We start from the raw sequence: 26932 nt of genomic DNA on the forward strand, positions 1-26932 counted from the left end.
CCGAATAGCCGATGACGAAGCGCGCGATTTTGATGTTGCGCGGGGCCAGCAGTTCTTTCACCCGCTGCGCCCAGGCCGGAGTCAGGTCTTTCTCTTCCGGGACATGCAGTTGAAAGCATTCCACGCCGGGGGCTTCCACGGCGAGTTCCAAAGGAGCGCCGATGCCCGCGCCAAAGGAGCCAAACAAGCCCTTGGGACCGAATTTCTGTTTTTGACTGTATTCCGACATTTTATTTCTCCGCATTTTTTTTAACGGTATTATACGTGAACGATATGAAAGATTGAAAGATCGATCCAGGGGAAAGTCAATGGATGCGGGAAGGATATATCTATCTTGACGCGCGTCGGCTTCCTGAGAGATGATTTATTGTGTATTGGATTAATCCAAATCATGGGAGGAAGAAAATGCGCCGTTATTTTTTCCCGATTATTGTTGCCGTTTCTTGTCCGATGTTCGTTTTTTGTTTGTCGTTGACAGCAATACATGTTCAAGAAATCTTAGATTTACCGCGGATTCGCTTCGACGGGAATGGCGAATTGCTTCCTATGCCCATCTTCGAGCAAGCTGACTATCCTTTTCGATTCAATAAGAATAACCGGCCTTACATTCTTATCCGCAAAAGCGATGTCTTATACGGTTCATTAAAACTAACATCATGGAATGAAAATGCGCATGTTTTTGTTTATGATATCCAGCAAGAAAATATTCGTTTGCAAATGCAGTATGAAATTAGTTCCTATCGCTGCGATCGGCAATTGGGAATCGTTCAAAAAATCAGTTTGATTCCCGATAGCGAAATTAAAGAGGATATAACGTTAGTCCTGCCTTACGTTGCAGGAATGCCTTCTTCGCCATTTTCTCTATTTGCGCCGATGAAGAATGGCGTAGGAAAAGAAATGCCTAACAACGGCGAGATAACCGAATGGCTGTATTATCTCACTGGCGTCAAACCCGCGCAAGAAAAGAATTTGCTAGCCATACCGATGATGGAATTGTATCCCCAAAATACGAAAGAAGACGAATCGGCGGCGCGAATCGTATTCGCCGCCGATCCGTATTTTTCTACGCAATTCGCCATGCCTGGCGATATGAAAGACGGCGCGTTTCGCTGGACCTGCGAATCATCGAAAATTCCTTTCGATCAACCTATTCAACGTACCTTTACGACGATTTTTATGGAAGGCGGCGTGGAAGATGGATTGCAACAATTTTACCAAACGCTGGATATTCCTCCAGGTCCGGCATGGCTGCATGATATCGCCATGGTCGGGTACGATTATCTTAGCGATAAGGGGCAAGGATGGTATAAGGATATCGATTGGCTGACGGAGCGCCTGCCAAAGGAAGACCGCCAACGAATTTGCCTGGCGCTGCATGGATGGTACGATATTTTGGGGCGATATACTTACAATGCGAAGACCAAGAAGCTTGATTCACAATGGACGGCGTTTCCCAACGCCTCCCATTGCGATAAGAAAGTTTTTCCCAATAGCGTTTCAGTGGACATGTCGCAAGAAAAAGTACGCGAACGGCTGCGTTACGCCAAGGAGCGGGGTTTCCGCGTCGTCCTCTATTTCGCCGACGGCATGGCGATCTGCGAAGGTGCGAAAGAGGAATTCTTCATAGAGAAAATACTCTATAGCGGCGGATGGCAAGGGCCGGATACTATTGGCCCGACGCATATCATGAATCCGTTGCATCCCGCCGTGCGTGAGTGGTTTTTGGGATATATGCAGGCGCTTTTAGAAACATATGGCGGCTATGTAGACGGCTTCGTTTGGGATGAGACGTTTCATGTCGATCCAGAGCATTATGGAACGAAATACGCTCCTGGTTACGCATCCCACGCTATGATGACGTTGACACGCGAATTGACGGAATCCGTTCATCGCTTGCGTCCCGATTGCGTTTTTCTCGCTTCCGACTGCCTGGGCGCCAATGGCTGGAACTTCAAGGCGCCATACGCCCTAATGGCGGATGGAACTTATCAGGACAGCCACTGCCAGCCCGCCGCATGGCCTTATGGAATCTTTCCGAATTATCGCAATGTTCTATGGTCTTGCAATTGGAATCCCGTTCAACATTTCGACTGGACGGAAATCGGCGTAAGGAAATATCAGGCGCCGGTGGTTTTCACCAATGGTTGGAACGACGATATGGGATTCAGCGAAATGCCGGAAGCGACGGCGCAGAAGTTTATCAATCTATTTCAGGAAAGAAAGAAAATCGCGACGCGGTTAAAGTGGATTCCATCAGGTATTTTATTCCAATGATGTTTTTGACGTAAAAAAACAAAGAGGCCGCGCCAGAATGCAGAATGGGCGGCCCCTGTTTGCGATAGTATTTCTGCTCGGTTTTATAAATGCCAGGGCGGGCGCATGGGTTTGGAGATCATTTTATTGGCGTCTTCGTCGCCGATGAATTGCTCAATTTCGGGATTCCAGCGGGTTTTGCGTTTGAGCAGCATGGTGATTTGGCTGAGGTGGCAGATGGTGGTGGAGCGATGGGCCGTTTCCGCCGGGCAGATGGTTTCCTTGCGCGATTGGACGCATTCGATGAAGTTCTGCTGGTGGTTGGGGCTGTTGTAGAGGTGAATTTCGTCCGGCTTGATTTCCGATTCTAGGATCGATTTCGGATCGGCGCTGATGCTTTCGCGGTCGACGTGAATCCAGCCGTTATCGCCGATGAACTTGACGCCGTGCTTAACCTTTTTCTCGTCGGCGAAACGCATTTTCACGCCGTTGGCGTAGGTAAGCATCATATCCCAGGCGGTGGCAGTGTCGCATAGCCCCTCTTTGGGAAATTCGCCTTCGCCTTCGATTTCGATGGGTCCGGTATCGTCGGTTCCGTTGCCCCATTGGCCGATGTCGACGTGATGCACGCCCCAACCGGAGACGTAGCCGATGGTGTAATCGGAGATGTAGTACCAATAGGGCGTGACAACGCGATTTTCCGTGTAGGGCTTTTCCGGCGCGGGGCCGAGCCAAACGTTGTAATTGAAGCCTTCGGGAACGGGCATGACCGGCTGATCGCCCAGCGTTCCGCTGTAGGGCGATCCGACCTCGATGGTCCGCAACGCGCCGAGGCGTTTATTGCGCACGAGTTCGCAGGCGAGGCGGAAGCGGTTGTCGGAACGCTGCTGCGTGCCGAACTGGAAGATGCGGTTATGATTCTTCACCGCTTCGCACATCGCCCGGCCTTCGGCGATGGTAAGACTGAGAGGTTTTTCGATATACATGTCCTTGCCCGCTTTGGCCGCCGCTATGCCGCAGAGGACATGCCAATGGTCGGGAGTGGCGATGCAGACGGCGTCAATATCCTTTCGCGCCAGAAGTTCGTTGAAATCTTCGTACATGGCGCATCCTTCGCCGTTTTTCGTTACGCCTTTAGGATAGCGTTCGTCGACGTGCGCTTTAGCCGCTTCGCGTCGCTCATGGCGCACATCGCATACGGCGGCGGGCTGAGCGGCATCGAGGCGGGAGAAGGCTTTCAATAAATCGGTTCCGCGTCCGCCGACGCCGATGAAGCCCATAACGACTTTGTCGCTGGGAGCGGGCGCCGCCAACGCCGTGCAGGGAACGATGAACGGCGCGCCAAACAGGGCGGCGGAAGTTTTCAAGAAATAACGGCGAGTGGAATGGTTATGAACCATTTTATTCTCCTTTGCGCGGGATTTCGCGGATATAAATATTCTTAAAATAAAGCGTGTTGCCGTGGTTTTGCAGTTCGATGGAGCCAGTGGGATAAATGGGCTTGCTCCGCTCCCAATAGTTTTCCATCACGACGTTATCGACGACTAACTTGCCGTTGAGGTGGATGGTGACGCGCTCGCCTGCCATCTTAATCTTAAAAGTGTTCCATTGGCCTACGGGATTGTCGGCGTTAAGCAGCGGTTTGGAAGGATTTTTTTGATTGTTGTACAAGCCGCCGGAGCCAACGGGATTTTTGGCTGGATCCCAGATTTGCACTTGGGGAGAGCCGCGCAGATAAACGCCGCTGTCGCCGTTTTCCAGTATTTTGAAATCGACGTACAACTCGAAATCGCCGTAGTCTTTTACAGAGCACAGATTATCGCCTTTGCCGTCGAAGACGAGCACGCCGTCGATGGCTTTCCAGTGCGCGTTCATTCTCTCGTCGGCTTTTTTCTGCGCTTCCGCCAATTCTTCGGCGGTCATCTTCGCACGCTTTACAGGATCGGCCACCAATCCCTTCCAATTCGTAAGGTCTTTGCCGTTGAAGAGAGCGGCGAAGCCTTTGGGGGGCGTATTGTCCTTGGCCGCCGCCGGAATGACGGTCAAGGCGCCCAAGAGGACGATGGCGCATAAACCCAACAGAATATATTTCGATCGCATTTAACTTTCTCCCTTCAGCGTCATAAACCAAGGGAAAGCCCTAGCTTTTCCATAAAATAACTCTCGCACGTTCTATTCTTGGCGTCAATGATTCTAAGGAAATGCGGTGAGAGATACCCTATACGATTGCGCAACAGGTTGGAGGAGAGGAAACGGCGTGGATAAACGATCAGGAAGAGCGCTGGATTCCGTCCTGCTCTCGGCCTTCTCTGATGACGGACACAATCTCTTGCGTCGAGATATTGGCCTTAATGGAGGGAACGTCCAATGGAGAAGATGGCATTCTTTCCGGACTCAAGGCGTAGGTTCGCCCGTCTTTGCGGCGGATCAGAACTTTGCCTGTCGAGTCTGCTTGATCTAAAACCTTAGAAAACTCTTGCCGGGCTTTGGAATAGGTAAAAACTTGCATATTACGTTTCTCAGTCGTCAAAATTAATATATGGAATCCATTAACGTCTTGCCTGCTCCGTAAAAGTTGTAAGGCGTCGCCAAGTAATATATTTTGTAAGGTTCAAAAGGAAAAATGTTCTCCGCCGTATCAAGTTCTTGAGCCAAAATGCGTATGAGCCTCAGCTTATCCAATATTGGCAGCTGTTTTATAACTGGAAGAACTTCTGTTAAAGTCATACTTTTCGCCTCCTCGCTTCTTCTCGATAAGAGAACAATTTTGTAGAGACTTTCGCCGCTAACCGCCAATTCTCCTTTGGCCGTACGTACATCCCAATGATGTTCAATCTTTTTTCCATCCCTCATATATTATGATTCATTCTCTATTTTCTGCAAAGGATTTATCCACTAAGAAACAGGATTTTTTCCCCTTCCGCCTTGATGAAAAAACAGAGTGAAGGCATGATGGGCTTGTTTTGAGTCCTATTTAATATTCTACGAACGGGATTGAAGGCAGGACGATTTTTTTAATTTCTTTTTTTAAGAGGCTGGAAGCCTCTTCCACTATATGAATCCATGAACGAACAGAATTCTTCATTTTCTCAGGGAGAGCCGGAGCCATCTCCTATTTTGGAGCAACTGACCGAAGCCTTGCGTCTCATCGGCGGCTTGCGTGAGTATTGCGATAGCGCGGATGGGAACCGAGCCGTACAAATGGCGCTTATGCACATCCGCGAAGCCTATAAACTCGCTGGGGGAAGCGGCGAGACGCTTGCCCGAATCAACCGGGAGATCGGGGCCGCCGATATGCCGGTGGAAGTGCAGGACGCCGAATTCGTTCTTTATGAAGAAGAAGATTATTCCGAACCAACCGAAGAAAGTTGAATCCGCCGCCGCCTTGACCCCCGCCTAATGGGAAGTACCATTCGGGAGACGATTGCATTTTATAGAATCGTTTTACGCGCATGGCTCGCGGATCATGGCTGTTTTCCCGCCGGGCGTAATGGATGTTGAAATTGCGAAAGGATTGTTCCTTCAACATGGTCACGGAACTTGCCAATAATACCGCCATTAGCGATGTCGAAACCGTCCGATGGGTGCATGAAATCCGCGAACGGCTTTTGGGAGAGATCGCCAAGGAAATCGTGGGGCAGCGAGCCGTTATCGAGGAACTGTTGGTCTGTCTGTTTGCAGGGGGACACGCGTTGATCGTCGGCGTGCCGGGATTGGCGAAGACGACCTTAATCCGCACGTTCGCCAATATTCTCGACCTGCGTTTCCGGCGCATCCAATTCACGCCGGATTTGATGCCCTCGGATATAACGGGCACCGAGGTTTTGCAGGAGAATCGCAGCACAGGCGAACGGGAGTTCCGTTTCCTTCAAGGACCGCTCTTCGCCAATATCATTCTTGCCGACGAAATCAACCGCACTCCGCCCAAAACCCAGGCGGCGCTTCTGGAAGCCATGCAGGAGCACCGGGTAACCATCGGGGGCGTCGATTATCCCATCGAACCGCCCTTCTTCGTTCTGGCTACGCAGAATCCCATCGAACAGGAAGGCACATATCCTTTGCCCGAAGCGCAGCTGGATCGTTTCATGTTCCAGATCAACATCGATTATCCCTGCGAAGAGGATGAAATAACCATTGTCAAGAACACAACATCCGCCTATCGCGGCGAGCCGCAGAAGGTGATATCTAAAGAGGATATTCTCAAGATACAGCATTTGATCCGCCGGGTTCCGGTTTCGGAACAGACGCTGCAATACGCCGTGCGCATTGTGAAAGCCACTCGTCCCCGTCCGGCGGGCGAAAGTTCGAGTATCGAGGAAGTGGACCGGTACGTCGCCTGGGGCGCAGGGCCGAGAGCGTCGCAGTATTTGATCCTAGCGGGAAAGGTGCGCGCGATTTTGGAGGGAAGATACAGCGTGTCGGAAGAGGATGTGCGTTCCGTCGCTATGCCGGTTTTGCGCCATCGCATCCTGACCAACTACCGCGCTGAAGCGGACCGCGTCGACGCGCATCGGATCATCGCCGCCGTTATTCAACATGCCAATAAGTAACTCATGTTACGCGCCTGGGAGCGCGGGCGTCTCGCCTGCAAGTTAGAGGAATTGTTCCAGAGCAGCGCATGGATTACCTTGTTTGTCGCGTTATTGAATCACGAAACCACGAAAAGGCTCGAATTCCACGAAATATTTGAATCGCGGATATCGCGGATTCTTTTGGATTTCACGGAAAAAAGCAATTCACAGAGCGATCCCATGCGCCAATTTTTTTTCATTTTTTTCGTGGTTTTCTCGATTCGAAACGGCGATTCTAATCGACTACTTAAACTTTTTAATCCCGCGTAACATGAGTAAGTAATGGGGATTTTTCAAAACTGTTCCGATAATATCTCATTTCCAATTGATATGAGACGAAACTTTTTCAACCTTTTATCGCGACCGATTCGTTGCGGGATTTTACAAATTTTTCTCTTCCTTAGTTTACGCTTGTCCAAATATGTTATATAGTTGGAAATGGGGAGGGAGACGCTCGTACCATTTCAGAAGGAATCGCGTAAAATGGCGCGAGTTCCATTCTGCAAAAAAGGGGTTGTATGAAGCGTCTCATTTCTCTATCTATTCCTCTATTTTTGTTTATCTCATCCGCTCCGATATCCGTTCTTTCTCGTCCTCTTGGGCAATTTCTATGGATGGTTTCGTCCATGGAAAACTATTCTCTCAACCGTTATGCAGCGAAGCAATCGGATGAAGCCAACCAAAGCTTGCGCCTATCGGAATTTATGGCCAGCAACGATGGTTCCTTTCTCGATGGCGATGGCGACGCTTCCGATTGGATAGAGATACAGAATCTCACCGATCAAGCCGTCTCTTTAATTGGCTGGCATTTGACGGACGATGAAAACGATTTAACAAAATGGACGTTTACAGACGCCAGCGCAGCCGATCTAACCATTCCCTCTGGAGGTTATTTGATTGTTTTCGCGTCGGGAAAAGAGGGAACCGATCCCGCCCAACCTTATTATATAGATTCCGCGTCTTATCTGCATACGAATTTTAAATTAAGCGCCGCTGGCGACAGCGTCGCCTTGATTTCGCCGGATGGGATCGCCGTCAGCGCTTATTGGAATTTTCCCTCCCAACGGCAAGGCGTTTCGTATGGAACCGATTCCAATAACTCTGTGGGCTATTTTACTGCGCCAACGCCAAAAAAAGCCAACGGGAGTTCCGTTTTTGGATTTATTGATGATACGAAATTCAGCGTGGATCGCGGGTTTTACAACGATCCTTTCGAATTGGAGATTACAACCGGCAGCGAAGGGGCGGCGATTCGATATACGCTGGACGGCAGCGATCCGACTCCAGCGAATGGAATCGATTATACTCAGCCGATTGCGATCGATAAAACGGTAGTGGTGCGCGCCGCCGCCTTTCGCGACGGCTATCAACCGAGCAATGTGGATACGCAGACCTATTTATTCGTCGCCGACATTATCAAGCAATCACCCAATGGCGAAAAGCCGGGCGACGCCTGGCCTAGTCCTTCGACGGGTTCGGGCGGCGGTTTCGGCGGAGGAGGGCGTCCGGGGCAGGGAGGACCTGGAGGCTCCAGCGGCAGTCAGGCCTACAATTATGGCATGGATCCGGACGTAATCAGCAGTTCTCAGTACGCCGATCTTGTGGACGACGCCCTCTTGGCGATTCCCTCGTTCTCGATCGCAACGAGTTTAGCGAATTTGTTCGATACTCAAACCGGCATCTATGCCAATGCGCAGCAAGACGGAATCGAGTGGGAACGGCCGGTATCGTTGGAATTGCTCCATCCGGACGGAACGAAAGGTTTTCAAGTCAATGCGGGATTGCGCATCCGCGGGGGAGTAAGCCGCGCCGGAAGCAATCCCAAGCACAATTTCCGCCTTATTTTCCGGGCGGAATATGGCGATGCTAAATTGAAATATTCTCTTTTCGATGACGAAGGCGCCGAAGAATTCGATAAGATCGATCTGCGCAGCGCCCAAAATTTCTCCTGGCATTATTCCAGTCCGGCGGAATGCACATTTCTTTACGACGTCTTCACCCGCGATACGGAGCGGGATATGGGCAAACCCTACAAGCGCAGCCGGTTTTACCATCTTTATATCGATGGCCAATATTGGGGATTGTACCAGACGGACGAACGCGCCGAAGCAAGTTACGGCGCTTCTTATTTTGGCGGGAGCAGCGAGGATTACGATACGATTAAAGCCGATAACGATAATGGAATCATTTATGCTGTGGACGGCAATTTGACGGCATACCAAACATTATGGTCGGAGATTACGAAGGGAACCGCCAAAAATACAGATTATTTCCGTTTGCAAGGATTGGATGCGGACGGACTTACGCCGGTTCCGGAATATCCAAACTATCTCGATGTGGATACATTGATCGATTATATGTTGGCGATTTATTACGGGGGCAATCAGGATTGTCCGCTGGGGCCGCCCAACAGCAACAGCCGTCCGCGCAATCTCTACGCGGTCTTCAATCGCGTCAATCCCGGCGGATTCCAGTTTCTCACGCATGATAACGAATGGACTCTTTCCGTCTCGGCGGGGGTGAATCAAAATCGGGTCAACGCCAGTTTGGGATCGTCGTTAAGCCAGAAGAATTATTTCAATCCGTGGTGGATGCATAACCGGCTGATGACGGATAATAGCGAATACCGGCTGCGTTTTGCGGACCGGGTATACAAACACTTTTTCAATAACGGCGCATTGACCGCCGATCGCTGCGCCAGCCGTTTTCTGGCGCGGAAAAACGAAATCGACATGGCCATCATCGCCGAATCGGCGCGCTGGGGGGATTACCAGAGCGCTAATTCGCCGCGGACGAAAGACAAAGACTGGCTGCCGATGGTCAATAAAATACTCAACAATTACATCAAAGCTTCGCCGACGACGCGTACGGACGCTGTATTCAACCAGATCAAATCCAAAGGATGGTACCCCAAAATCGATCCGCCGGTTTTTAGCCAACATGGCGGGATCGTCAATCCGGGATTCGCTTTCACGATGCAAGCCGCCGCCGGTTCGATCTATTATTCGCTGAATGGCGAAGATCCCAGGCTTCCAGGCGGCGAACTTCATTCCGATGCGATTCTCTACAATGGCGAAGCGATTCCAGTGGAGCGGCGCACTCGCGTCTTGGCGAGAGCGAAGGATGGAGAAATCTGGTCCGCGTTGAGCGATGCGGCGTTTGGCGTCGTGAACGACGTTAAGACGTATTTGCGCATCACGGAAATTCACTACAATCCCAGCGCACCCAGCGAAAAAGAGCAAGCGGCCGGTTATGCGAATAACGACGATTTCGAGTTTGTCGAATTGGCGAATACGAGCGCCGATCGCGCGCTGGATCTATTCGGAGCGAGCTTTAGCGAAGGGATTGCATTCGACTTCAGCCAGAGCGCCGTTTTAACCTTAAGGCCGGGAGACTCGCTCGTCGTGACGAGCAATTTGGCCGCCTTTGAGACGCGCTATGGCGCTGGAATTCCCATCGCCGGGATATTTGAAGGACGTCTCGACAATGGGGGCGAGCGGATTCAACTGCTCGATTCCAACGGAGAGACGATTCACGATTTTACGTATGACGACGCCAATCCCTGGCCGGAAGCGGCGGATGGCAAGGGGCCGTCTCTGTTCGTCGTAGACGTTGAAGGAAATTATGACGATCCGGCGAATTGGATCGCCAGCGGCGAGGAAGGCGGAACGCCTGGAGAATGGAAGGAAGGCCAAGGCGAAACGTGCGTTGGGGAGTGGAATCTTTATTAAGTATCTCATGTTACGCACTCCGTGTTCCCTCGCCCTCTGGGAGAGGATTAGGGTGAGGGATTAAATCCAATAATATCAACCCTCACCTAACCTCTCCCAATCTTGGGAGAGGGATTAGGAAAACAGTAAATTTACCTGAAAATGGCCTATCTGCGTAACATGAGTTAAGTATGTAGTTTTTTCATAGGCCGTTACGATTTACTATTTGAAAATATCGCCATTACGCCGAATGGAAAGTGATGGCGATCTTTTCTTTGTGTTGATTTACGCTGTCTGTTCTATCGGTATTTCTTCGCCTCGCTCAATGGCGCTTTCTAGTAAGCAGCGGATGGCGTCTTCCGCCATGGCGCGAGCCTCCGGCAATGTTTCGCCAAAAGTACAGATTTCCGGAATCGAGGGAACGACGACGTTGAATCCTCCCTCCTTCATCGGTTCGAATAAAACCGTATAGCGATGCTCTTTCATATCCTTATCCTAATAAACGAAATGATGAATTCTATAAATCTGTTATGTATTTATCATAAAGGGTAAATGGAAATAATCAATTTTTCTCCCAAGAAAATCGTCTGTGATTTTTCGGTTTGGATTGTGAATTCACGCTAAAAAAACCGATTCAGGCAAGGATAGAAAAAGAATAGGTTATTGATTATTATTTAGTAAGCATAATATTATCAATCGCTTATGAAGCGAGCCTTGATAATAAATCACTTTGGCCGATTAATTGCTAATATAAAGATAAAATTATTCGGATCAAGCGGCTGGGAGAGCGAGGCTTTAAAGGAATGAAGAGCAGTCAAAATGTGATCGGAAGACGGTATGGCGAATTGCTGCGGTCTCTGCGGGTGATCGAATCGGAGGACGTCAACCGCGCCGTCGCCATCCAAGAGAAGACGGGCAAGAATTTTGATACCATCCTGATCGAAGGCGGAATGGCTCAGGAGCAGCAAATCCTGGAAACGCTTTCCAGTTATCTGGGCGTGGAAACCGTCGACGTTCCCAACCTGAAACTGAAGCCGGAGATTCTCAGCCAGGTTCCTATACGATTCGTGCACCGCTACAACATTCTGCCCGTCGAACGCAAGGGCGATACGCTGCGGATCGCCATCGCCGACCCCCTCAATTTTCACGCTCTCGACGACCTGCGTCTTTTGCTGAAATGCAACATCGAGCCGCTGCTCGCGCCCAGCGAAGACATCCGGGCGGCCATCAAAACCTATTATGGAATCGGCGCGGATACGGTGGACGGCCTCTTGGAAGAGGACGGGAAGGAAGAGGAAGAATCGCTGGAAAAATCCAACATCGAGGAACTGAGCGAGGACGCCTCCATCATCCGCTTCGTCAACCAAATCATGACGGAAGCCGTAGCCGACCGCGCCACGGATATTCACTTCGAACCTTTCGAGGACGAACTGCGCATCCGTTACCGCATCGACGGGCTGCTTTATGAAGCGGCTATACCGCCCACTATCCGGCGCTATCAAGCGGCGGTTATCTCCCGCATCAAGATCATGGCGGATATGAACATCGCCGAGAAGCGGCTGCCGCAGGACGGGCGCATCAACATCAAAAGCGGCAACGTGGAGTTCGATCTGCGCGTTTCCACCGTTCCCACTCCCTACGGCGAAAGCATCGTCATCCGCATTCTTAACCGCGACAGCACCATCTTCGACTTAAAGCAATTGGGATTCGACGATTATTCCTTGAATCGATTCCACAATCTCATCACCAAGCCGCACGGGATTATTCTCGTTACCGGTCCGACGGGAAGCGGCAAGACGACCACGCTGTACGCCACGCTGGCCAAATTGAACAAGATGGACGTGAAAATCCTCACCATCGAGGAGCCGATCGAATATCATTTGCGAGGCATTATTCAGGTTCAGGTCAATTCCAAAATCGGCTTGAAATTCGCCAACGTGCTGCGCGCTTTTCTGCGGCAGGACCCGGACATAATTCTCGTAGGCGAAACGCGCGACCATGAAACCGCCGAGATCGCCATCCAGGCCGCTTTGACGGGGCATTTGGTTTTCACTACGCTGCACACGAACGACGCGCCGGGCGCCATCACGCGCTTGGTCGATATGGGAGTGGAGCCGTATCTCGTTTCTTCCTCCGCCATCGGGGTAGTGGCTCAACGCTTGATGCGGCGAATTTGTCCGGAATGCAAAGAGACGTACGAACCGGAGCACGATCTATTGCGCGGCTTGGGACTGACGGCGCCCGAATACGCCGGCAAACAATATTACCGGGGGCGAGGATGCGAATATTGCAAATTCCTGGGATACCGGGGTCGTTCGGCGATCTATGAAATTATGAATATGACGGAAGAACTGCGGGAATTGACCGTACAACGGGTTCCCGCCAGTCATATCAAGCAGCAGGCGTTGAAGGATGGAATGAAGACTCTGCGAATGGCGGCGCTGGAAAAGGTTCACGATGGAGAATCGACGCTGGAAGAGTTAGTTCGCGTAACTCAGGAATGGTAACCGGCGTTATCGCCGCCGCAAGAAAGAAGACGGAAGGCCGAAAAACAAGGTACGATGCGATACCAATACAAAGCGAAAAAACTGACCGGCGAAGTGATTGAAGGCGTCTTGGAGGCCGACAATCAAAAACTTGTTATCAACAAGTTGCAGAAAATGCAGGTTTTTCCCATCTCCGTCAGGCAATTGGGAGCGGGGAGGGGGATGAATGCGGATGTTTCTTTCCATGCGCTGCGCCGGATTTCGGGACGGGACGTTACGACTTTCAGCCGCGAAATAAGCGATTTGCTGAAGGCGGGACTGCCGCTTGTGCGCTGCCTGGACGTTATCGCGCAGCAGACGCCGAATCCCCGGTTCATCCAAGTTATTAAGAGCGTGAACAGCGACGTATCCGGCGGAACGGCGTTGGCCGACGCGCTCGCCAAGCATCCCAAAATCTTCAATCCCCTCTATAGCAGCATGGTGCGCGCGGGCGAGTTGGGCGGAATGCTGGACAGCGTCATGGACCGGCTGGCGGCGTTCATGGAAGCGGAGCAGGAAACGCGGAGCAAGATCATCGCAGCGTTGACCTATCCGGCTTTTATGGTGGTGGTTTGCATCGGCGTCATCACCGTTCTGTTTACCGTCGTAGTTCCCAATTTCATGGTGATGTTTGAGGAATCGGACATCGATTTGCCCGTCTCCACGCAGATGCTTTTAAATGTCAGTACTTTCTTCAGCTCCTATTGGTGGGTATTTTTTCTCGTTGCAGGGATGGTTATCTTTCTTTTTCGGAAGTATTTGAAGACGGACGCGGGGCGGTTGCAGTTCGACCGTTTTAAATTGAATCTGCCGCTGCTGGGGGATATGATCCGCAAGCGAGAAATCGCCAAGTTCGCTCGCACGTTGGGAACGCTGCTGGCCAATGGCGTAACCATTCTCAAAGCGTTAGCGATTACGGAGCAGGTGATTACCAATAAGATTCTCAAAAATGAAATCGACAAATTCGCCGACAACATCAAGGAAGGGGAAAAATTGTCTACGCGCATGGAAGAGAGCGATATTTTTCCTCCCGTGGCCGTAAACATGGTGGCCGTAGGCGAAGAGACGGGAAATCTGGAAACGACGTTGCAGCGGGTGGCCGACACGTTCGAATCGGAGACGGATCGGTTGATAAAAACGCTCACGTCCATCATCGAACCGGTGATGATCGTCGTGATGGCGGTGGTAGTCGGATTCATCGTGTTTGCGATGATTATGCCGATCTTCACCATTAGCCAAAGCATGTAAAGGCTTTAAATCATCCGTCAGATAAGAGGCGGGGGAAGGGAACATGTATTAAAGAAGGCATTCACTAGAACTGCGATAAATCAAACAAATTCTTCATTACAAGGAGTATCAAGGAGGCAGGAACCATGCAAACTGGACGAAATCGTGAAGCGTTTACCTTGGTGGAATTGCTGCTGGTGGTTACGATCATCGGGATCCTGGCGGGGGCGGTTTTAGTCAATTTCAGCGGCAGGGCCGATGAAGCGAAGAAGACGCGCGCCGCAACCGATATCGCTACGCTGGGCACCGCTTTAAGCATGTACGACCTGACCATCGGCGGCTTTCCCACGTCGGAACAGGGCTTGAAAGCGCTTGTGGAAAATCCCGGCGTCGAGGGTTGGAAAAAGCCTTTCCTGCAACGGAAGATCATCAATGATCCGTGGGGCAGCGAATACAAATACGTTTATCCCGGCTCCAAAGGCATCGAGTACGATCTCTTCTCTCTCGGTCCCGACAAACAGGAAGGGACGGAAGACGATATCGGCAATTGGGATAAAGAAGAATAAGCCGAAGCGATTCATGACGCTCTAAGCCAACGCGCTAATGCGCAAGGAAGACTGGTTCCACGCCCCAAAGGCGCGGAAAGAGGATCGATGCGCGCCAAATCAAGGGATAATTCCGGTTTTACGCTGATTGAAATCACGCTGGTCGTGTTGATTATGGCCATCATGACCGCCGTAGGGCTTCCCAATTTCCGGGAGTTGTACGAGCGGTCGGACATGAAGGCGGCGGCGGCGGAATTCCTAGGCGCGCTGCGGTATGCGCAGCAACGGTCGGCGATGGAGCGGATGCCCATTCGGATCGTAATCGATGTAGACAAACAAACGTATTGGGTTCCCGTAGAGCAAGAGAAAGAGCGGCGCCATTACAAAACCCGGCGCAGCCAACGCCGGACGAATCCGAGAGCGGAAAACAGCCGCCGGAGAAAACCCAAGGAAATAAAAGAGGTTCATGGCATTCTTCCGAAAGGCTATATCTTCGAATTCGTCTATAAAGTGGCGGCGGACCGCGAAATCCGCCGAGGCGAAGGGGAATTCTTCTTCTATCCCGACGGCTCCGCCGATGCGGCCTATTTCACCCTCCTGCGCGTGGCGAAGAAGCGGGACGACGAACGGCGGGTCTTTTTGAAAATCTCTCCAGCCAGCGGAGTTATTAAAAGTCTGGAGGGAACGACGCTGGACGAAGGTTCCGATTTTTACCGGGGCTATTATGACGGCTACGAAACCTGACAACGGTCTCTCTTGCAAAACTCAATTATTCCTCCCCCAAGCCTGGGGGAGGTTAGGATGGGGTTGCTTTAAGTCTAATAAAATCAACCCCCCTCTAACTCCCCCCAATCTTGGGGGGAGAATGGTAAACATACTTTTTTATTACGTTTGCAAGAACCTCAATAGTCTTTGGATAACGCGCGCCGTATCCAGCGAGACGCGCCGGAAGGCGTTCGTCATGTTGGAAGTGCTTATGGCCATGACGATTCTCTCCATTGCGGGAACCGTCTTGATGCGTTCGCTGCTCAATTCCGTCGAAGCGTCGAAAGTGGTGCGGGATACGACCAAGGCGATCTATCTCACCCAAGGCAAATTGCACGAATTTGAGTTGAAATATTCCGGGAAAGCGGAGCCGCCATTGGGCGAGTTTCGCGGAACCTATACGGAGCCGGGCGCTTCCAAGTTTCAATGGAAAGCGTATGTCGAACTGGATCGGATGCGGGAGGCCTATGTGATTACGGTATCGACGACATGGGGGGACGAGGGGGGTGGAGCGCGTTACCGCCGTTCCCGCCGCAACCAGGAATCGGAGCAATTCATGCTGAAGTCGATGGTTTGGAGAGCGCGCTACAACGAAGACCTGGTATTCGGCATTCAACCAAGGACGCGGGAAGCGAATGCGTCGCGAAATACGCAAAGGAAGGGCCGGAGATGAAGGAAAAACGCCGGCGTCAAGAGGCTTTCACGTTGATTGAACTCATGCTGGCCATGGCCATCGCAGCGCTGGTGATGGGCAGCGTGTTTTCGGCCATGCAGGCGGGCTTGAACGCCTACAAGCAAGGCCAGGAATCGATGGAGCTGTATCAATCGGCGCGGATCGGACTGCGCAAGGTTTCGGAAGAATTGCGTTTCGCCTTGTCCGCCAACGCCTTTTGGCGCCCGGTCGACGATTACAAAGACGAGCGCTTCAACGATTTTTTGCAGAGAAAAGCGATGAATAACGCCGCCTTCGTCGCCGAAAGGGATCCGGGAGCCATCCGGTTTCAAGGAGACAGCCATTCGGTTCTCTTCGTACGCAAGGTCTATCAGCTGGGATTGAAGCCGCCTTTCGATTTGCAGGAGTGCCGCATCTACGCCGCCGCCGATGGACGGCTGATGCTGGAGATCGTTCGATCGCTGCTGGAGATCAAGCAGGCGTCGTGGTTTTTCCAGTACGTATTCAGCGCCAATTTATCCGGCCAGGTCATTTCCGATGGCGGCCGTCCTCTTCGTTTTCGGGAAATAACGAATCCGGAAGAGATTCCTTTATTGAACTTCATTGGAAATCGGGGCGTAAAAAATCAAGCCAGCGCGATATGCGAAGGCGTGAAATCCATTTCGTTCCGTTATACGGATGGCGAGAGATGGGAAAACTCCTGGGATTCGCAGCAAGTCGTTACGAATTACCGCGTTTCGAACCAAAGCCCCAATTTCAATCCCGATAAAGACGTCATGATGCGGGAAAAAGGGCCGCCGGCGATCGTGGAAATCCTTTTGGAGTTGGAAAACCGGGATATACTCAGCACGACGACGGATATTCCGTCGGGAACCATGCAAGGCGGGATGTTAATCGATTCCCGTCCGCCCGCCCCGGCGGCGAACCCAGCGGCGCAGCCGCCGAAATCCCCAACGAATGAAACGCCGTCCGCTGCGCCGAGGAGTTAACGCCATGAGATCGAGGAAACAGGAATCCGGCATCGTTCTCGTGATTACCCTTTGGATTATCGTGGTTCTTTCCGCGGCGTCGTTGGCCTACGTGAAACAGGTGAATATGGAAATCAAGATGGCCGGATTTCAGCGGGACGTGGCCGTCGTGGAAGAAATCGCCAAAGCCGGACTGCGGCAGGCGATTATTCTCTTGCGGGAGGATAAGATCAAGGACAGCGGGGAAGACGTGCAGATGACAATTACGAATTTCGGAGACGACGACAACTTCCGGTACGATGGCGGAACTGAGGCGTGGGCCGAAGGGCGCGCCGACCGAAGCAACGAAAATCTGTACGTCGATGTACCGTTTTACGAATCGGGCGAACGCGTGGGGTATTATTACGTTTCCGTGGAAGACGAAGCGTCCAAATTCCCTATCAACAATATGCAGACGTCGTTGGATCAAATCGCCCATCTTTTGGAATTGACTGGCGTAGATGAGGATGAAGCCAAGCAACTGGCGGCGGCCATCGTCGATTGGCGAGATATCGATACCGTCGTTACCGAATCGGGCAAACAGAAAATGGGCAGCGACGGCGGCGACGAATATTCCTATTACAACTCCGGAACAAGCCGCCAGCCGCGCGGAAGAGGGCGAGAGCGGATGGATGAGGGCTTTCCCGAAGTCATGATTAAGAATGGGCCGTTGGACGGCATCGACGAATTGCTCCTGATTCCGGGAATGACTCCCGCCATCGTTTACGGCACCGTCGATCCCGACGACGAGCCGTCGCGGGGAAGGATGGGGCGGCGCAGGCTGCGAAAAGGGGAGTATCTCGGTTTGGAGAATTTCGTAACCGTTTATGCGAATCAGGCGAATCTGAATACTGTCAAAACGGAAGCGCTGGAAGCGATTCTTTATCCCTATGCCGGAGAGAATGCGGAGAAAATCGCGGAGGAATGGACGGATTACCGCGACGGACGGGATCGCGAGACGTATACGGATGACGACGAAGTGTTGAAAACGCTTAACAATGAGGATATGGACGACGTCCATTATACGAAAGCCGACGGTTTCACGGAAGAATTGTTCAAACAAGCGGAAACGTTCCTGACGAATTTCTCGGATACGTTCGAAATCTATTGTCTGGCGGAATACCAAGGCATTGAGAAGGGGTATCGCGCCGTCGTGGGAAGACAATATACGTCTTGGGAGAATCTTCCCATTTTCGGAATCGATACGATGAAATTGGAAGATTTGGAACAATCCCGCGTCTATGTACGGATTTTCGAACCCGTCTTCGACGCGAAGGAACAAATCGCCAGGGTTAACAGTTAAGATCATCTCCCCTCACCCTAACCCTCTCCCAAAGGGCGAGGGAATGGAAATGCGTAACATGAGAGGCTCTTGCAAAATGAACAAAATCTGTCCTTAAATTCTCCCCCCAAGTTTGGGTGGAGTTAGAGGGAGGTTGATTTTAATGGACTTACGTCAAACCCCTCCTAACCTCCCCCAAGCTTGGGGGAGGAATAATAGAATTTTGCAAGAGGCTCACGCGGTAGTAAAACGAACGACATACTATTTGAGGATTACATGGCAAGGGCGCGCAGCAAACCCAACATCAAAGCCAAAAAGAAGAAAGCCGGACGCGGCAAACGCTTCGCCACGGGAGTGGATATCGGCTCCTATTCAGTGAAGATTGTTACGCTGGCGGGAGACGACGCCGGAACGCTGGAAATCGGCAAAATCACCGTCGTTCCCCTCAAAGCGCCGGATGGATCGGAATATCCTGAGGAGAAACTCATCCGGCAGCGGGACGCCCTGAAGGAAGCCGTAAAAAAACACGGCAAAATGCGGGGGCGCATCGTATTGGGTTTTCCCCGAGAATTGGCTACCGTCCGCTATTTGAATTTACCCTCCTCCAATCGGGAGGAATTGAAAGAGATGCTGCTTTACGATGTGGAGCGGCATGTTCCCTTTTCCGTAGACGATGTCGAAATCTCTTTTCAAATCATCGAACAACTGGGAGAGCACGAATCGCGCTTGATGATGGTTTGCGTTCCGCAAAAGGAGATCGATCCTTACGTGGAGATGTGTACGCAATTGGGCGTGGATATCGACGCCATCGACTTGGATATATTGGGCGTCTGCGCCGTTTACCAGCGTTCCCTGAAGCCGGAAGAGACGGCGGCGGTTCTCGATTTTGGCCGCTCATCCGTGAAGTTGGGCATCGTGCGCAACGGGACGCTCCTTTTCAGCCGCAGCATGCCCGTCACCGAGCGCAGCCTGCTGGAAGGCTTTGCAGGCGCCAAGGGCTGGCGCGATTTGCAGGGCAGAGTAACGGCGATGGGCGCGTTGCATCCGGCGGAGCGGGAGCATTTCGCTCAGTGGGTGGAACGGCTGGGTGTGGAGCTGTTCCGCTCCATCAGCGCTTTCGCCAGCGATAACGGAGGCGTGAAGGTCGAGCGGATGATTCTCTGCGGCGGGGCGGGTTATTTTCCGGCGGGTCCGCCGCGGGGGTTGAGTTTGAAGGTCAAAACCAACGCCGCCGTTGAAATTCCGCTCAACGGCGACTTGCCCGCGAACGATCAATACCGGGGTTCGGAACTGGCCGCTTCGTTGGGTTTGGCGATCCGAGGTTTGGAGCCTTTCAGCAAGGGCTTGAATCTGTTGCCGGAGGATTTCGTCCAGGAGCGGATTCAGAAACAGAAATCGAACTTTCGCAAGAATACGGCGATCATCGTTTTCATGATCTTCACGCTTTTGGGCGCCGCCGGGTATTTGAAATGGCACGAAAAATATACGGACTACCGGACCGTCGAGAATTATTACGTTACGCTCGCTAAAGATACAACCAAGCTGAACCAGATGCGGTCGAAAATCAAAACGGTGGAAGAATACTTGGATAAGGATCAATCCTGCGTCATCGTCATCCAGGATATTCTCGAACTTCTTAAAAACAAAAGAGTCTATATCAACAACATTACTTTCAGCAAACGAAAATCATTGGAAATTAATGGGCAAGTGCTTACGGAAAACGATTTGCAAGCCTTCTTGATCCCTATGGAAAAAAAGCCTTATATCACCAAAATCAATCACACCACCACGCGAAAAGTACTCGATCTAGGGGCGATGAAGAATTTCGAAGTGATGGAATTCAGTATGTCTTGCACTCTGAATTGGGAGAAGAAAGGGGGAGCGAAACAATGAAAATTCAAACGAAAAACGAGCGTTTTCTTGCCGGCGTAACGGTCGCGCTGGCTGTGGGCTTCGCGGCCTATTTCTCCTATAAAACCATAGGAGAAAAATGGTTCAACTTGAACGAGGAATTGGATGGCATGAAAGGCAATATCCAATCGCAATTGCAGATTCAGGATGAAGCGATTCAGATCACCGCCCGCTTCGAGGAGATGGAGAAAGAGTTGAAACTGGAGGGTTCGGATACGGAGCAGGAATTGAAAATCCGCGGGGATTTGACTTCCATCTTCGATCAATTAGGGTTGAAAGGTCAGCGGATTCAACCCAATCAGGCGCGCAAGGAAGACGATTTCAAGATCGTGTCATACGACATCAACGACATCGAGTGTTCTCCAGATCAATTGGGGCAATTGCTTTATCTTATCGAGAAAAAAATGGAGATCATCGAAGTGGAAACGTGCCGCATCACTAATCAGATGCAGGACAATGGCTACCTTTCCCGCCGGAGAGATCTATTGAATCCCGTCGCCGGCAACGGGCTTCTCAGCGTCGATTTGCAGATTTCCCGCTTGGTCGAATATCGGAAGGGCGAGGCGCCGAAAAAGCGAGGAACGCAATTATGAATAAGAACAAAGCCGTTTTCACTTATTTTTTATTGTCCATTATTCTCATCGGCTCGGCGGCGCTGCTTGCCCGCCAAGTGCGCCATTATCTGTACGAACGAGTGGATCCTCTAGTCGAATATAGAAACGACGAAAAGGATATTACCCAAGTCATGGAGAATTATCGCAAAGACGTGTTGGCCAAGCGCCAGGATATTCTCCTGACTTATGCGAATACGCAGGCGTTTATGGCCATGGCGACGCCCGTCCCCAATCCGAGTCCCACGCCGAAACCGCTGCCAACCCCTACGCCGATCGAGCCAGGCAAGAACTGGAAGATCAACATGGCAATGGGGAAAATGGCTTCTTTGAAAGATTACAAGAACGAGGATTTCATGAAGAAAGTGGGCGAAGAATGCGTGGATACGGTCACGGGAAATTTCATTATTCTCGAAATCATTACGACTGACATGATTAATCCGAAAATCAAAGTCCAGCACGTCGCAACGGGCGCAGTGGGTTACATTACTACCGTGGTTCGTTGAGAAAAGAGTCCGGCGAGAAAGCGCCCTCACCCTAACCCTCTCCCAAGGGGCGAGGGGACAATATCAAATGAAATAATCCTATAGCGGATTCGCCAATCAAGATAACGTTTTAGAAAAGAGAAGGGGAAAAGTCTTGCGCATCCAATATCCAACGATTCAGAGAGCCTTGTTCATCCTCGCAGCGGCGGTTTTCGCAGGCGCAGCCGCCTTTGGACAGATTCAACCCCCAGGCCCGGCGCCTGTCAACATCAACGCTCCAGCCCCCCAAGGAGCGGTTCCGGGCGGACCGGGAGGCGCTCCAGGCGGACCGGGAGCGGCGCCAGCGGGCGCGGGCGCCGGAGGCGAAGCGAGTCTGGATGTTAGAATTGGACAAGTATTGGCGCGAAACAACAATCTAAGCGACCTATTGCAATTCGTCGGCGCCCAGGCGAATCTGCAAATCGTGCTGGATCAGGGCATCCAAAACAAAGTAACCATAAGCCTGGAAAACCCGACAGTGCGCGAATTTTTGGAAACCGTGCTGCCCGCCAATGGGCTTGACTACGTCGTTTTGGAAAACGGAGCGGTGCGCGTAGGGAAAGAGGATGTGATCCGGGCGTTGAAAGCGCCGCAAGTGGAACTGGTGAAAAAAACCTTTTCCACGCGGTATAAAGACGTCGCCGAGATTCAAGCCGCCTTGGAAAGCCTGCGCAGCCCGGACGGCAGCATCATCGTCGATCCCGATTCGCAGCAAATCATCGTAGAAGACATTCCCCAAGTGTTGGAAGATATGCAGCAACTCATCGATCGCCTGGACGTAGAGACGGAGACGCGCGTCTTTACTATCAAGTACGCCAACGCCCAGGAAATCGCCGATCAGTTGGTTGGCGTCATCAACACCGTCGAGGGCGAATTGTTCGTGGATTACCGCAACAACCAGATCATCATTACGGATACGCCCGAACGCCTGGACCGGGCGCAGGCCATCATCGAGCAATTGGATTCGGAATTGACCATCCGCGTCATTCCCCTTTCTTTCGCGCTGCCTGAAGACGTCATGCCGCTGGTGGAAGGCCTGTTGACGGAAAACGGCTACGTGGATTTCGATCCGCGCACTTCGCGATTGATCATTCAGGACATCCCTTCCATCGTCGATCAAGCCATCCGTCTGATTAAAGAAATCGACATTGCGCCGCAAATGATCTATATCGAGTCGGATATCGTACAAATCAACCAAGATCGCTCGTTTACGCTGGGAACGTCTGCGGCGTTCGGCAAGGATATCGGCGCAGGGGCGAATCCCTCCTCGCCGTCCACATCGGGCGCAACGGCATTCTTTTCCTTCAATCCGTTTCTTACCACATCCGGAACCGGCTTGACCCTCATGGACGTTCAGCAAGGCAGTTACCGTTTCCAGATCGATGCGATGGTGGAAAAAAAGTTAGCGGAAGTGATTGCCAGCCCCCGCCTCTTGATTCAGGATGCTGGGATGGGATCGTTCGTGCTTGGCTCGCAGGAGCCTTTTTCCGTTCGTCAGCAGGGGTATGGCGGAGGGTATGGCGGATACAGCAGCGGTTATGGCGGCGATTATTTTACACAGCAGTTCCGCGAAGTAGGAACCACCATGAATTTGGAGGTCTACGCTTCGGAATCGGGTTACGTAGAGATGTATATCGATATGGAAGACACGCGCAGCCGCCGGGTGCAACTATCCAACCTAGGCGACGGGTTGGCTGTTGACGGATCGTTCATCACGACGAACGTTACCGTAAAAAGCGGACGTACGGTGGTGCTCGGCGGAATCATCAATCGCAGTAAAAGCGATAGCCATTCCGGCATACCGATTATCAGCAGCATACCCATCGTCGGCAATCTCTTTAAAAACAAAAGTTCGTCCAGCACAAAGCAAAAATTATTGATTTTCATCACGCCTACGATCGTGAATATCGACGATCCTTACGACTTCGCCATGGTGGATAACTTGCAGCATATTCAAGATCTCCAGCAGCGGGGCGCGACTAAGTTCATCGAGACTACGGTGGATGAGAAGTTCCTGGATTGGAGCAATGAAGACAAGAACGAACAGGAAGCCGTCCAGGAAGCCTTGCAAAAAGGCGGTGAAAAAAGCGTCTCCACGGCGAGCCAATCGAAAACGCAGAATGGGAAGCGAGTCGGCAGCAAGACTAAAACAACGAAAGAAAAAGCGCCCCCTGCAAAAGAACAAATGGAAAATGGGATTATCCGGACGTATTCCGATAAATCGTCCAATCGATAATCCGCCTTTAGGAATCTCCGTCCAATAGATTTAAAAGAATAGCACCGGCCATCACCGGCGACGCGATTCGACGAGCGCATAGGGCGGAATCCGCAAAAATCGGGAGAGACCGGTGGATGGGAGGAAGGAGGATGGAGGAGTATTTTTATTTCGCTTACGGCATCCATATGGATCCCCGCGAATTGGCCAAATTGTCGATTCGCGTCCGTTCCTATACGCCTTGCGTATTGGATGGCTACCGTCTTGCCTTCAATGTTTTGTTCGACGAATTATTCCGTTTCGAACGCTGTGGATTGGCCAATATCGTGCCTGACGCAGGCTGCCGAGTGGAAGGGGCGCTGTATCGAATCAACGAAGAGGAATTGGCGAAGTTGGATGAAGAAGCAGGAGTCTCTTCTTTGAAATATTACCGCAAGCAAGTGCGGGTGAATTGCGGCGGCGAAACCGTTTTGGCGTTGACCTACGCCGCCTGGCCCGATGTTACCGCTCAGGGACTATTGCCCAGCGGAGACTATTTGAAGCGCGTGATCTCGGCGGTTCGGCGGAATAAGGTTTCCCGCGATTTTCGCGTCTGGCTGGAAAGCCACCCCACCGTCCGTTGAGCGGAACACTTTAATCCCAACCACAGTCAATCCGCTGTTAAAACGGCGGGCTAGTGACGTTTGCCCCTTTAAAGGGGCATTTAGAATAGCCTTTCAAGGCTGGGTGTTTATTCTCATCCATTGTTCTCATTATATTGTATTCCATGTTTTTTAAGAAATTGAATAAATTCCTCTTGAAAAGTCTGCGTTCGATGATGATATTCTTGATTGGCAATATATTCCTTAGTTTTCTTAATTTGTGAAATCCCAATGCTGAATGCCCCATAACCGTCCTGCCATGTAAAATAACTTTTTTCCGGATAAGTCTTGTGAATCCAATAAGTTGATCCTCCTTTAATCAGTTGCGCCGCTTTGGATAACGATATATCGGAAGACAGGGATAGGAGAATATGAATGTGATTATCGATTCCGCCTACCGCAATAATCTTGAATTTATACTTATTCGCGATGCCTCCAATAAATTGATATAGATTATCGCGAATATTCGGCGTAATCCAAGGTTCCCGGTTTTTGGTGCTGAAAACGCAATGGATATGTTGGCTTACGAAACTATGGGACATAATCGAATATTGTCATTTCTCTATCGCTAAATTTCACCGCTATAAATACAGCCATATTCGTTCGATCCAGACTCAACCCGCCGTTAAAAACGGCGGGCTACTATCGTTTGCCCCTTTAAAGGGGCATTTGATAATAGCCCAGCCTTTCAAGGCTGGGATGGAAAAACATCCTCACTTGCCCATATCGGGAACGGCGATGCAGGGAAGTTGGCGGTATTTTTCCTTATAATCCAAACCGTATCCTACGACAAAGACATTAGGGATGTCGAAGCCGCGGAAATCGGCTTTGGGAACGCCTTCTTTTTCCGCGCCTTCCTTAACGAGAAGCACGCAGGTTTTCAGCGAACGCGGATGCTTCGCCAGGCAGCGGTCCCAGGCGTAGGCGAGGCTGGCGCCGGTGTCGAGGATGTCTTCAACCAACAGCGCGTGGCGTCCTGCGATTTCCGGAAAAGGCAGCAGATATTCCTGAACGCCGCCTTGAGGCGACGTCTTGCCCCGGTAACTGGACAAGTAAAGAAAACCGATCTCCACGTCCAGGTGAAGTTCTTTCATCAAATCGGAGAGAAAGACGATGGAGCCTTTCAATACGGAGATCAGGACAAGTTCTTCGCCTGCATATGCGCGGTCGATCTCCTCCGCCAGAGCGGCGACGCGTTGTTGCAATTCGGCGCGGGAAATAAGTATTTCCTTGATGGGCGGCGTCATGGCGTTGCCGACGAAGGAAGAGGCGCAGCGGCGGGAGAATTTATGGGGATGGGAGCGGCGCTGGGGACTTCCGCTTTCGCCGTGGAGATTTGTTGAATCAACTGGCGAACCTTGATCTGCTTGTTGTCGATCAACAGCGATTGCTTTAAGTATTTCTGCGCTAAAAGAACCTGGCCCCGGCGGGCGTAAAGCGTGGCGAGGAGGTTATAGAGCGCAGGATTGCGAATGGCGATATTTTGAGTGGATAGTTCTTCTTCCGCTTCCATCGCCTGGTTGAGGGCTTCATTTTCGCGATGGGCGGCGAAGAGCATTTCCGCATATTCCACCTTATTCCAAGGCGCAGCGTTGGGGCAGGCGTTGGCGCGGGTGAAGGAACTTTCCGATTCGCCGAACCGGAGCAGGATCATTTCCGCTCTCCCCGCCAAAGACCAGGCGTTGGCGTCCTGAGATCGCTGCCGAGTCAATTCATCGGCCAATTCCTTGGCTTTTAAGGCGTCGCCGAGAGCAAGATAGCTTTCGGCGATTTGCTGAAGGGTTTGGGGCGATTGAGGCTTTTCGTTTTCCAACTCCTGCAAAAGGATTTTCGCCTCGTCGATTTTCCCTTGCTTCAACAGGCTCAACGCCAGCGCTGCTTTGGCGGAACCGGTTTTTTCGCCTAACGATATCGCGGTCCGGAAGCATCCTTCCGCCTGGTTCCAGTCGCCAAAGCGGGAGCGGATGACGCCGTAAACCCATTGAGCGCGAGCCTGGCGAAGCCCCGTTTCGCCGAGGCGATTGAAGTAGGATAAACTTTCTTCCACGTCTCCCCTGTCCAGAGAAATTTCCGCCAGCAATAGCAGGATGGAATCGTCCGAAGGCGCTCCCGTCAACGCTTTCAGCGCCGTGTTCTTGGCGCTATTGGCGTCTCCTTCCATACGTTCGATGGAAGCGAGATTATAGAGCAGATTGACGTCTTTGGGATATTCCGCCAAGGTTTTTCTTAAGATGGATTTGACTTCGTCGATCGTTTTGTCGGCGAGCAATTTTTCCACGTCGAGAGTTCGCGCTTCTTGCGTGGGCGCGGAACAGGAAAACGATAAGAAAAATAAAAAAAAGAGGGAAAGGCTATAGGATTTATTCCCGCCGAGAAATACTGAAATGGAATTCATATTGGATTCGGTTCTTTCGTCTCGTTTGAATAATCGCCAGCGAGCGGCTAAACTCTTAATGATATAGCAGCGAATTG

25 protein-coding genes are annotated in these 26932 nt (G+C 51.4%); 16 read left to right on the plus strand and 9 right to left on the minus strand.

What is annotated here, in order from left to right; translation table 11 throughout:
- Nucleotides 1-229, minus strand: a 229-nt coding sequence (locus AB1656_19525) for a hypothetical protein (GenBank protein ID MEW6237579.1), incomplete at its 3' end; no start/stop codon positions are given.
- Between the two features lie 176 nt (nucleotides 230-405).
- Between AB1656_19525 and AB1656_19530 the strand changes: the two genes are divergently transcribed.
- The gene (locus tag AB1656_19530) at nucleotides 406-2274 is read left to right on the plus strand and encodes a hypothetical protein (GenBank protein ID MEW6237580.1); all 1869 of its coding nucleotides are present in this window, start codon (nucleotides 406-408) and stop codon (nucleotides 2272-2274) included.
- Nucleotides 2275-2357: 83 nt separating this feature from the next.
- On the opposite strand, the gene AB1656_19535 is transcribed toward AB1656_19530, so the two are convergent.
- The 4 genes from AB1656_19535 to AB1656_19550 form a co-directional block, all read right to left on the minus strand.
- Nucleotides 2358-3653, minus strand: coding sequence for a Gfo/Idh/MocA family oxidoreductase (locus AB1656_19535; GenBank protein ID MEW6237581.1), 1296 nt, complete (start codon nucleotides 3651-3653; stop codon nucleotides 2358-2360).
- A 1-nt stretch (nucleotide 3654) separates the two neighbouring features.
- Nucleotides 3655-4353, minus strand: coding sequence for a DUF1080 domain-containing protein (locus AB1656_19540; GenBank protein ID MEW6237582.1), 699 nt, complete (start codon nucleotides 4351-4353; stop codon nucleotides 3655-3657).
- A 169-nt stretch (nucleotides 4354-4522) separates the two neighbouring features.
- Nucleotides 4523-4762, minus strand: a complete 240-nt coding sequence (locus tag AB1656_19545) for a type II toxin-antitoxin system Phd/YefM family antitoxin (GenBank protein MEW6237583.1) — start codon at nucleotides 4760-4762, stop codon at nucleotides 4523-4525.
- Between the two features lie 23 nt (nucleotides 4763-4785).
- On the minus strand, nucleotides 4786-5106 hold the full coding sequence (locus AB1656_19550) for a hypothetical protein (GenBank protein ID MEW6237584.1): 321 nt from the start codon (nucleotides 5104-5106) through the stop codon (nucleotides 4786-4788).
- Nucleotides 5107-5316: 210 nt separating this feature from the next.
- On the opposite strand from AB1656_19550, the gene AB1656_19555 reads away from it, so the two are divergent.
- The 3 genes from AB1656_19555 to AB1656_19565 all read left to right on the plus strand — a co-directional run bounded on the left by AB1656_19555 (nucleotide 5317) and on the right by AB1656_19565 (nucleotide 10555).
- On the plus strand, nucleotides 5317-5625 hold the full coding sequence (locus tag AB1656_19555) for a hypothetical protein (GenBank protein ID MEW6237585.1): 309 nt from the start codon (nucleotides 5317-5319) through the stop codon (nucleotides 5623-5625).
- Nucleotides 5626-5780: 155 nt separating this feature from the next.
- Nucleotides 5781-6803 (plus strand): MoxR family ATPase, encoded by a 1023-nt coding sequence (locus AB1656_19560; protein ID MEW6237586.1) that lies wholly within the window; start codon nucleotides 5781-5783, stop codon nucleotides 6801-6803.
- A gap of 647 nt (nucleotides 6804-7450) precedes the next feature.
- Nucleotides 7451-10555 carry a lamin tail domain-containing protein gene (locus AB1656_19565; protein MEW6237587.1) on the plus strand — a complete coding sequence of 1035 codons (3105 nt, stop codon included), beginning with the start codon at nucleotides 7451-7453 and terminating at the stop codon, nucleotides 10553-10555.
- Between the two features lie 264 nt (nucleotides 10556-10819).
- Here the strand turns inward: AB1656_19565 and AB1656_19570 are convergent, their stop codons facing one another.
- Entirely contained in the window at nucleotides 10820-11020 is a 201-nt protein-coding gene (locus AB1656_19570; protein MEW6237588.1) for a type II toxin-antitoxin system HicB family antitoxin, read from the minus strand.
- Between the two features lie 317 nt (nucleotides 11021-11337).
- Between AB1656_19570 and AB1656_19575 the strand changes: the two genes are divergently transcribed.
- The 12 genes from AB1656_19575 (at nucleotide 11338) to AB1656_19630 (ending at nucleotide 24442) form a co-directional block, all read left to right on the plus strand.
- Nucleotides 11338-13041, plus strand: a complete 1704-nt coding sequence (locus AB1656_19575) for an ATPase, T2SS/T4P/T4SS family (protein MEW6237589.1) — start codon at nucleotides 11338-11340, stop codon at nucleotides 13039-13041.
- Nucleotides 13042-13095: 54 nt separating this feature from the next.
- Nucleotides 13096-14307 carry a type II secretion system inner membrane protein GspF gene (gene gspF / locus AB1656_19580; protein ID MEW6237590.1) on the plus strand — a complete coding sequence of 404 codons (1212 nt, stop codon included), beginning with the start codon at nucleotides 13096-13098 and terminating at the stop codon, nucleotides 14305-14307.
- A gap of 125 nt (nucleotides 14308-14432) precedes the next feature.
- Nucleotides 14433-14852, plus strand: coding sequence for a type II secretion system major pseudopilin GspG (gene gspG, locus AB1656_19585; protein ID MEW6237591.1), 420 nt, complete (start codon nucleotides 14433-14435; stop codon nucleotides 14850-14852).
- An 87-nt stretch (nucleotides 14853-14939) separates the two neighbouring features.
- Complete coding sequence (locus AB1656_19590) at nucleotides 14940-15575, plus strand: prepilin-type N-terminal cleavage/methylation domain-containing protein (protein MEW6237592.1); 636 nt, start codon at nucleotides 14940-14942, stop codon at nucleotides 15573-15575.
- A 121-nt stretch (nucleotides 15576-15696) separates the two neighbouring features.
- Nucleotides 15697-16269: a type II secretion system protein gene (locus tag AB1656_19595; protein ID MEW6237593.1), complete on the plus strand. Its 573-nt coding sequence runs from the start codon at nucleotides 15697-15699 to the stop codon at nucleotides 16267-16269.
- A complete protein-coding gene (locus AB1656_19600; protein MEW6237594.1) occupies nucleotides 16266-17258 on the plus strand; it encodes a prepilin-type N-terminal cleavage/methylation domain-containing protein in 993 nt (330 codons plus the stop codon). The genes AB1656_19595 and AB1656_19600 overlap by 4 nt, the downstream gene beginning before the upstream one ends.
- Before the next feature lie 4 nt (nucleotides 17259-17262).
- The gene (locus AB1656_19605) at nucleotides 17263-18579 is read left to right on the plus strand and encodes a hypothetical protein (protein ID MEW6237595.1); all 1317 of its coding nucleotides are present in this window, start codon (nucleotides 17263-17265) and stop codon (nucleotides 18577-18579) included.
- A 255-nt stretch (nucleotides 18580-18834) separates the two neighbouring features.
- Nucleotides 18835-20451, plus strand: coding sequence for a pilus assembly protein PilM (gene pilM, locus AB1656_19610; GenBank protein MEW6237596.1), 1617 nt, complete (start codon nucleotides 18835-18837; stop codon nucleotides 20449-20451).
- Nucleotides 20448-21062 carry a hypothetical protein gene (locus tag AB1656_19615; GenBank protein ID MEW6237597.1) on the plus strand — a complete coding sequence of 205 codons (615 nt, stop codon included), beginning with the start codon at nucleotides 20448-20450 and terminating at the stop codon, nucleotides 21060-21062. The genes pilM and AB1656_19615 overlap by 4 nt, the downstream gene beginning before the upstream one ends.
- The gene (locus tag AB1656_19620) at nucleotides 21059-21586 is read left to right on the plus strand and encodes a hypothetical protein (GenBank protein ID MEW6237598.1); all 528 of its coding nucleotides are present in this window, start codon (nucleotides 21059-21061) and stop codon (nucleotides 21584-21586) included. Before AB1656_19615 ends, AB1656_19620 begins: the two co-directional genes overlap by 4 nt.
- 133 nt (nucleotides 21587-21719) lie before the next feature.
- Nucleotides 21720-23840 (plus strand): secretin N-terminal domain-containing protein, encoded by a 2121-nt coding sequence (locus AB1656_19625; protein MEW6237599.1) that lies wholly within the window; start codon nucleotides 21720-21722, stop codon nucleotides 23838-23840.
- Between the two features lie 131 nt (nucleotides 23841-23971).
- Complete coding sequence (locus AB1656_19630) at nucleotides 23972-24442, plus strand: gamma-glutamylcyclotransferase family protein (GenBank protein MEW6237600.1); 471 nt, start codon at nucleotides 23972-23974, stop codon at nucleotides 24440-24442.
- A gap of 113 nt (nucleotides 24443-24555) precedes the next feature.
- Here AB1656_19630 and tnpA read toward each other — a convergent pair whose 3' ends face one another.
- The 3 genes from tnpA to AB1656_19645 all read right to left on the minus strand — a co-directional run bounded on the left by tnpA (nucleotide 24556) and on the right by AB1656_19645 (nucleotide 26855).
- A complete protein-coding gene (gene tnpA, locus AB1656_19635; protein ID MEW6237601.1) occupies nucleotides 24556-25002 on the minus strand; it encodes an IS200/IS605 family transposase in 447 nt (148 codons plus the stop codon).
- Nucleotides 25003-25173: 171 nt separating this feature from the next.
- Nucleotides 25174-25707, minus strand: a complete 534-nt coding sequence (gene hpt, locus AB1656_19640; GenBank protein ID MEW6237602.1) for a hypoxanthine phosphoribosyltransferase — start codon at nucleotides 25705-25707, stop codon at nucleotides 25174-25176.
- Nucleotides 25704-26855 carry a tetratricopeptide repeat protein gene (locus AB1656_19645; GenBank protein MEW6237603.1) on the minus strand — a complete coding sequence of 384 codons (1152 nt, stop codon included), beginning with the start codon at nucleotides 26853-26855 and terminating at the stop codon, nucleotides 25704-25706. The genes hpt and AB1656_19645 overlap by 4 nt, the downstream gene beginning before the upstream one ends.
- Nucleotides 26856-26932: the final 77 nt, after the last annotated feature.

The sequence above is a fragment of the Candidatus Omnitrophota bacterium genome, assembly GCA_040755155.1.
GTDB lineage: Bacteria > Hinthialibacterota > Hinthialibacteria > Hinthialibacterales > Hinthialibacteraceae > JBFMBP01.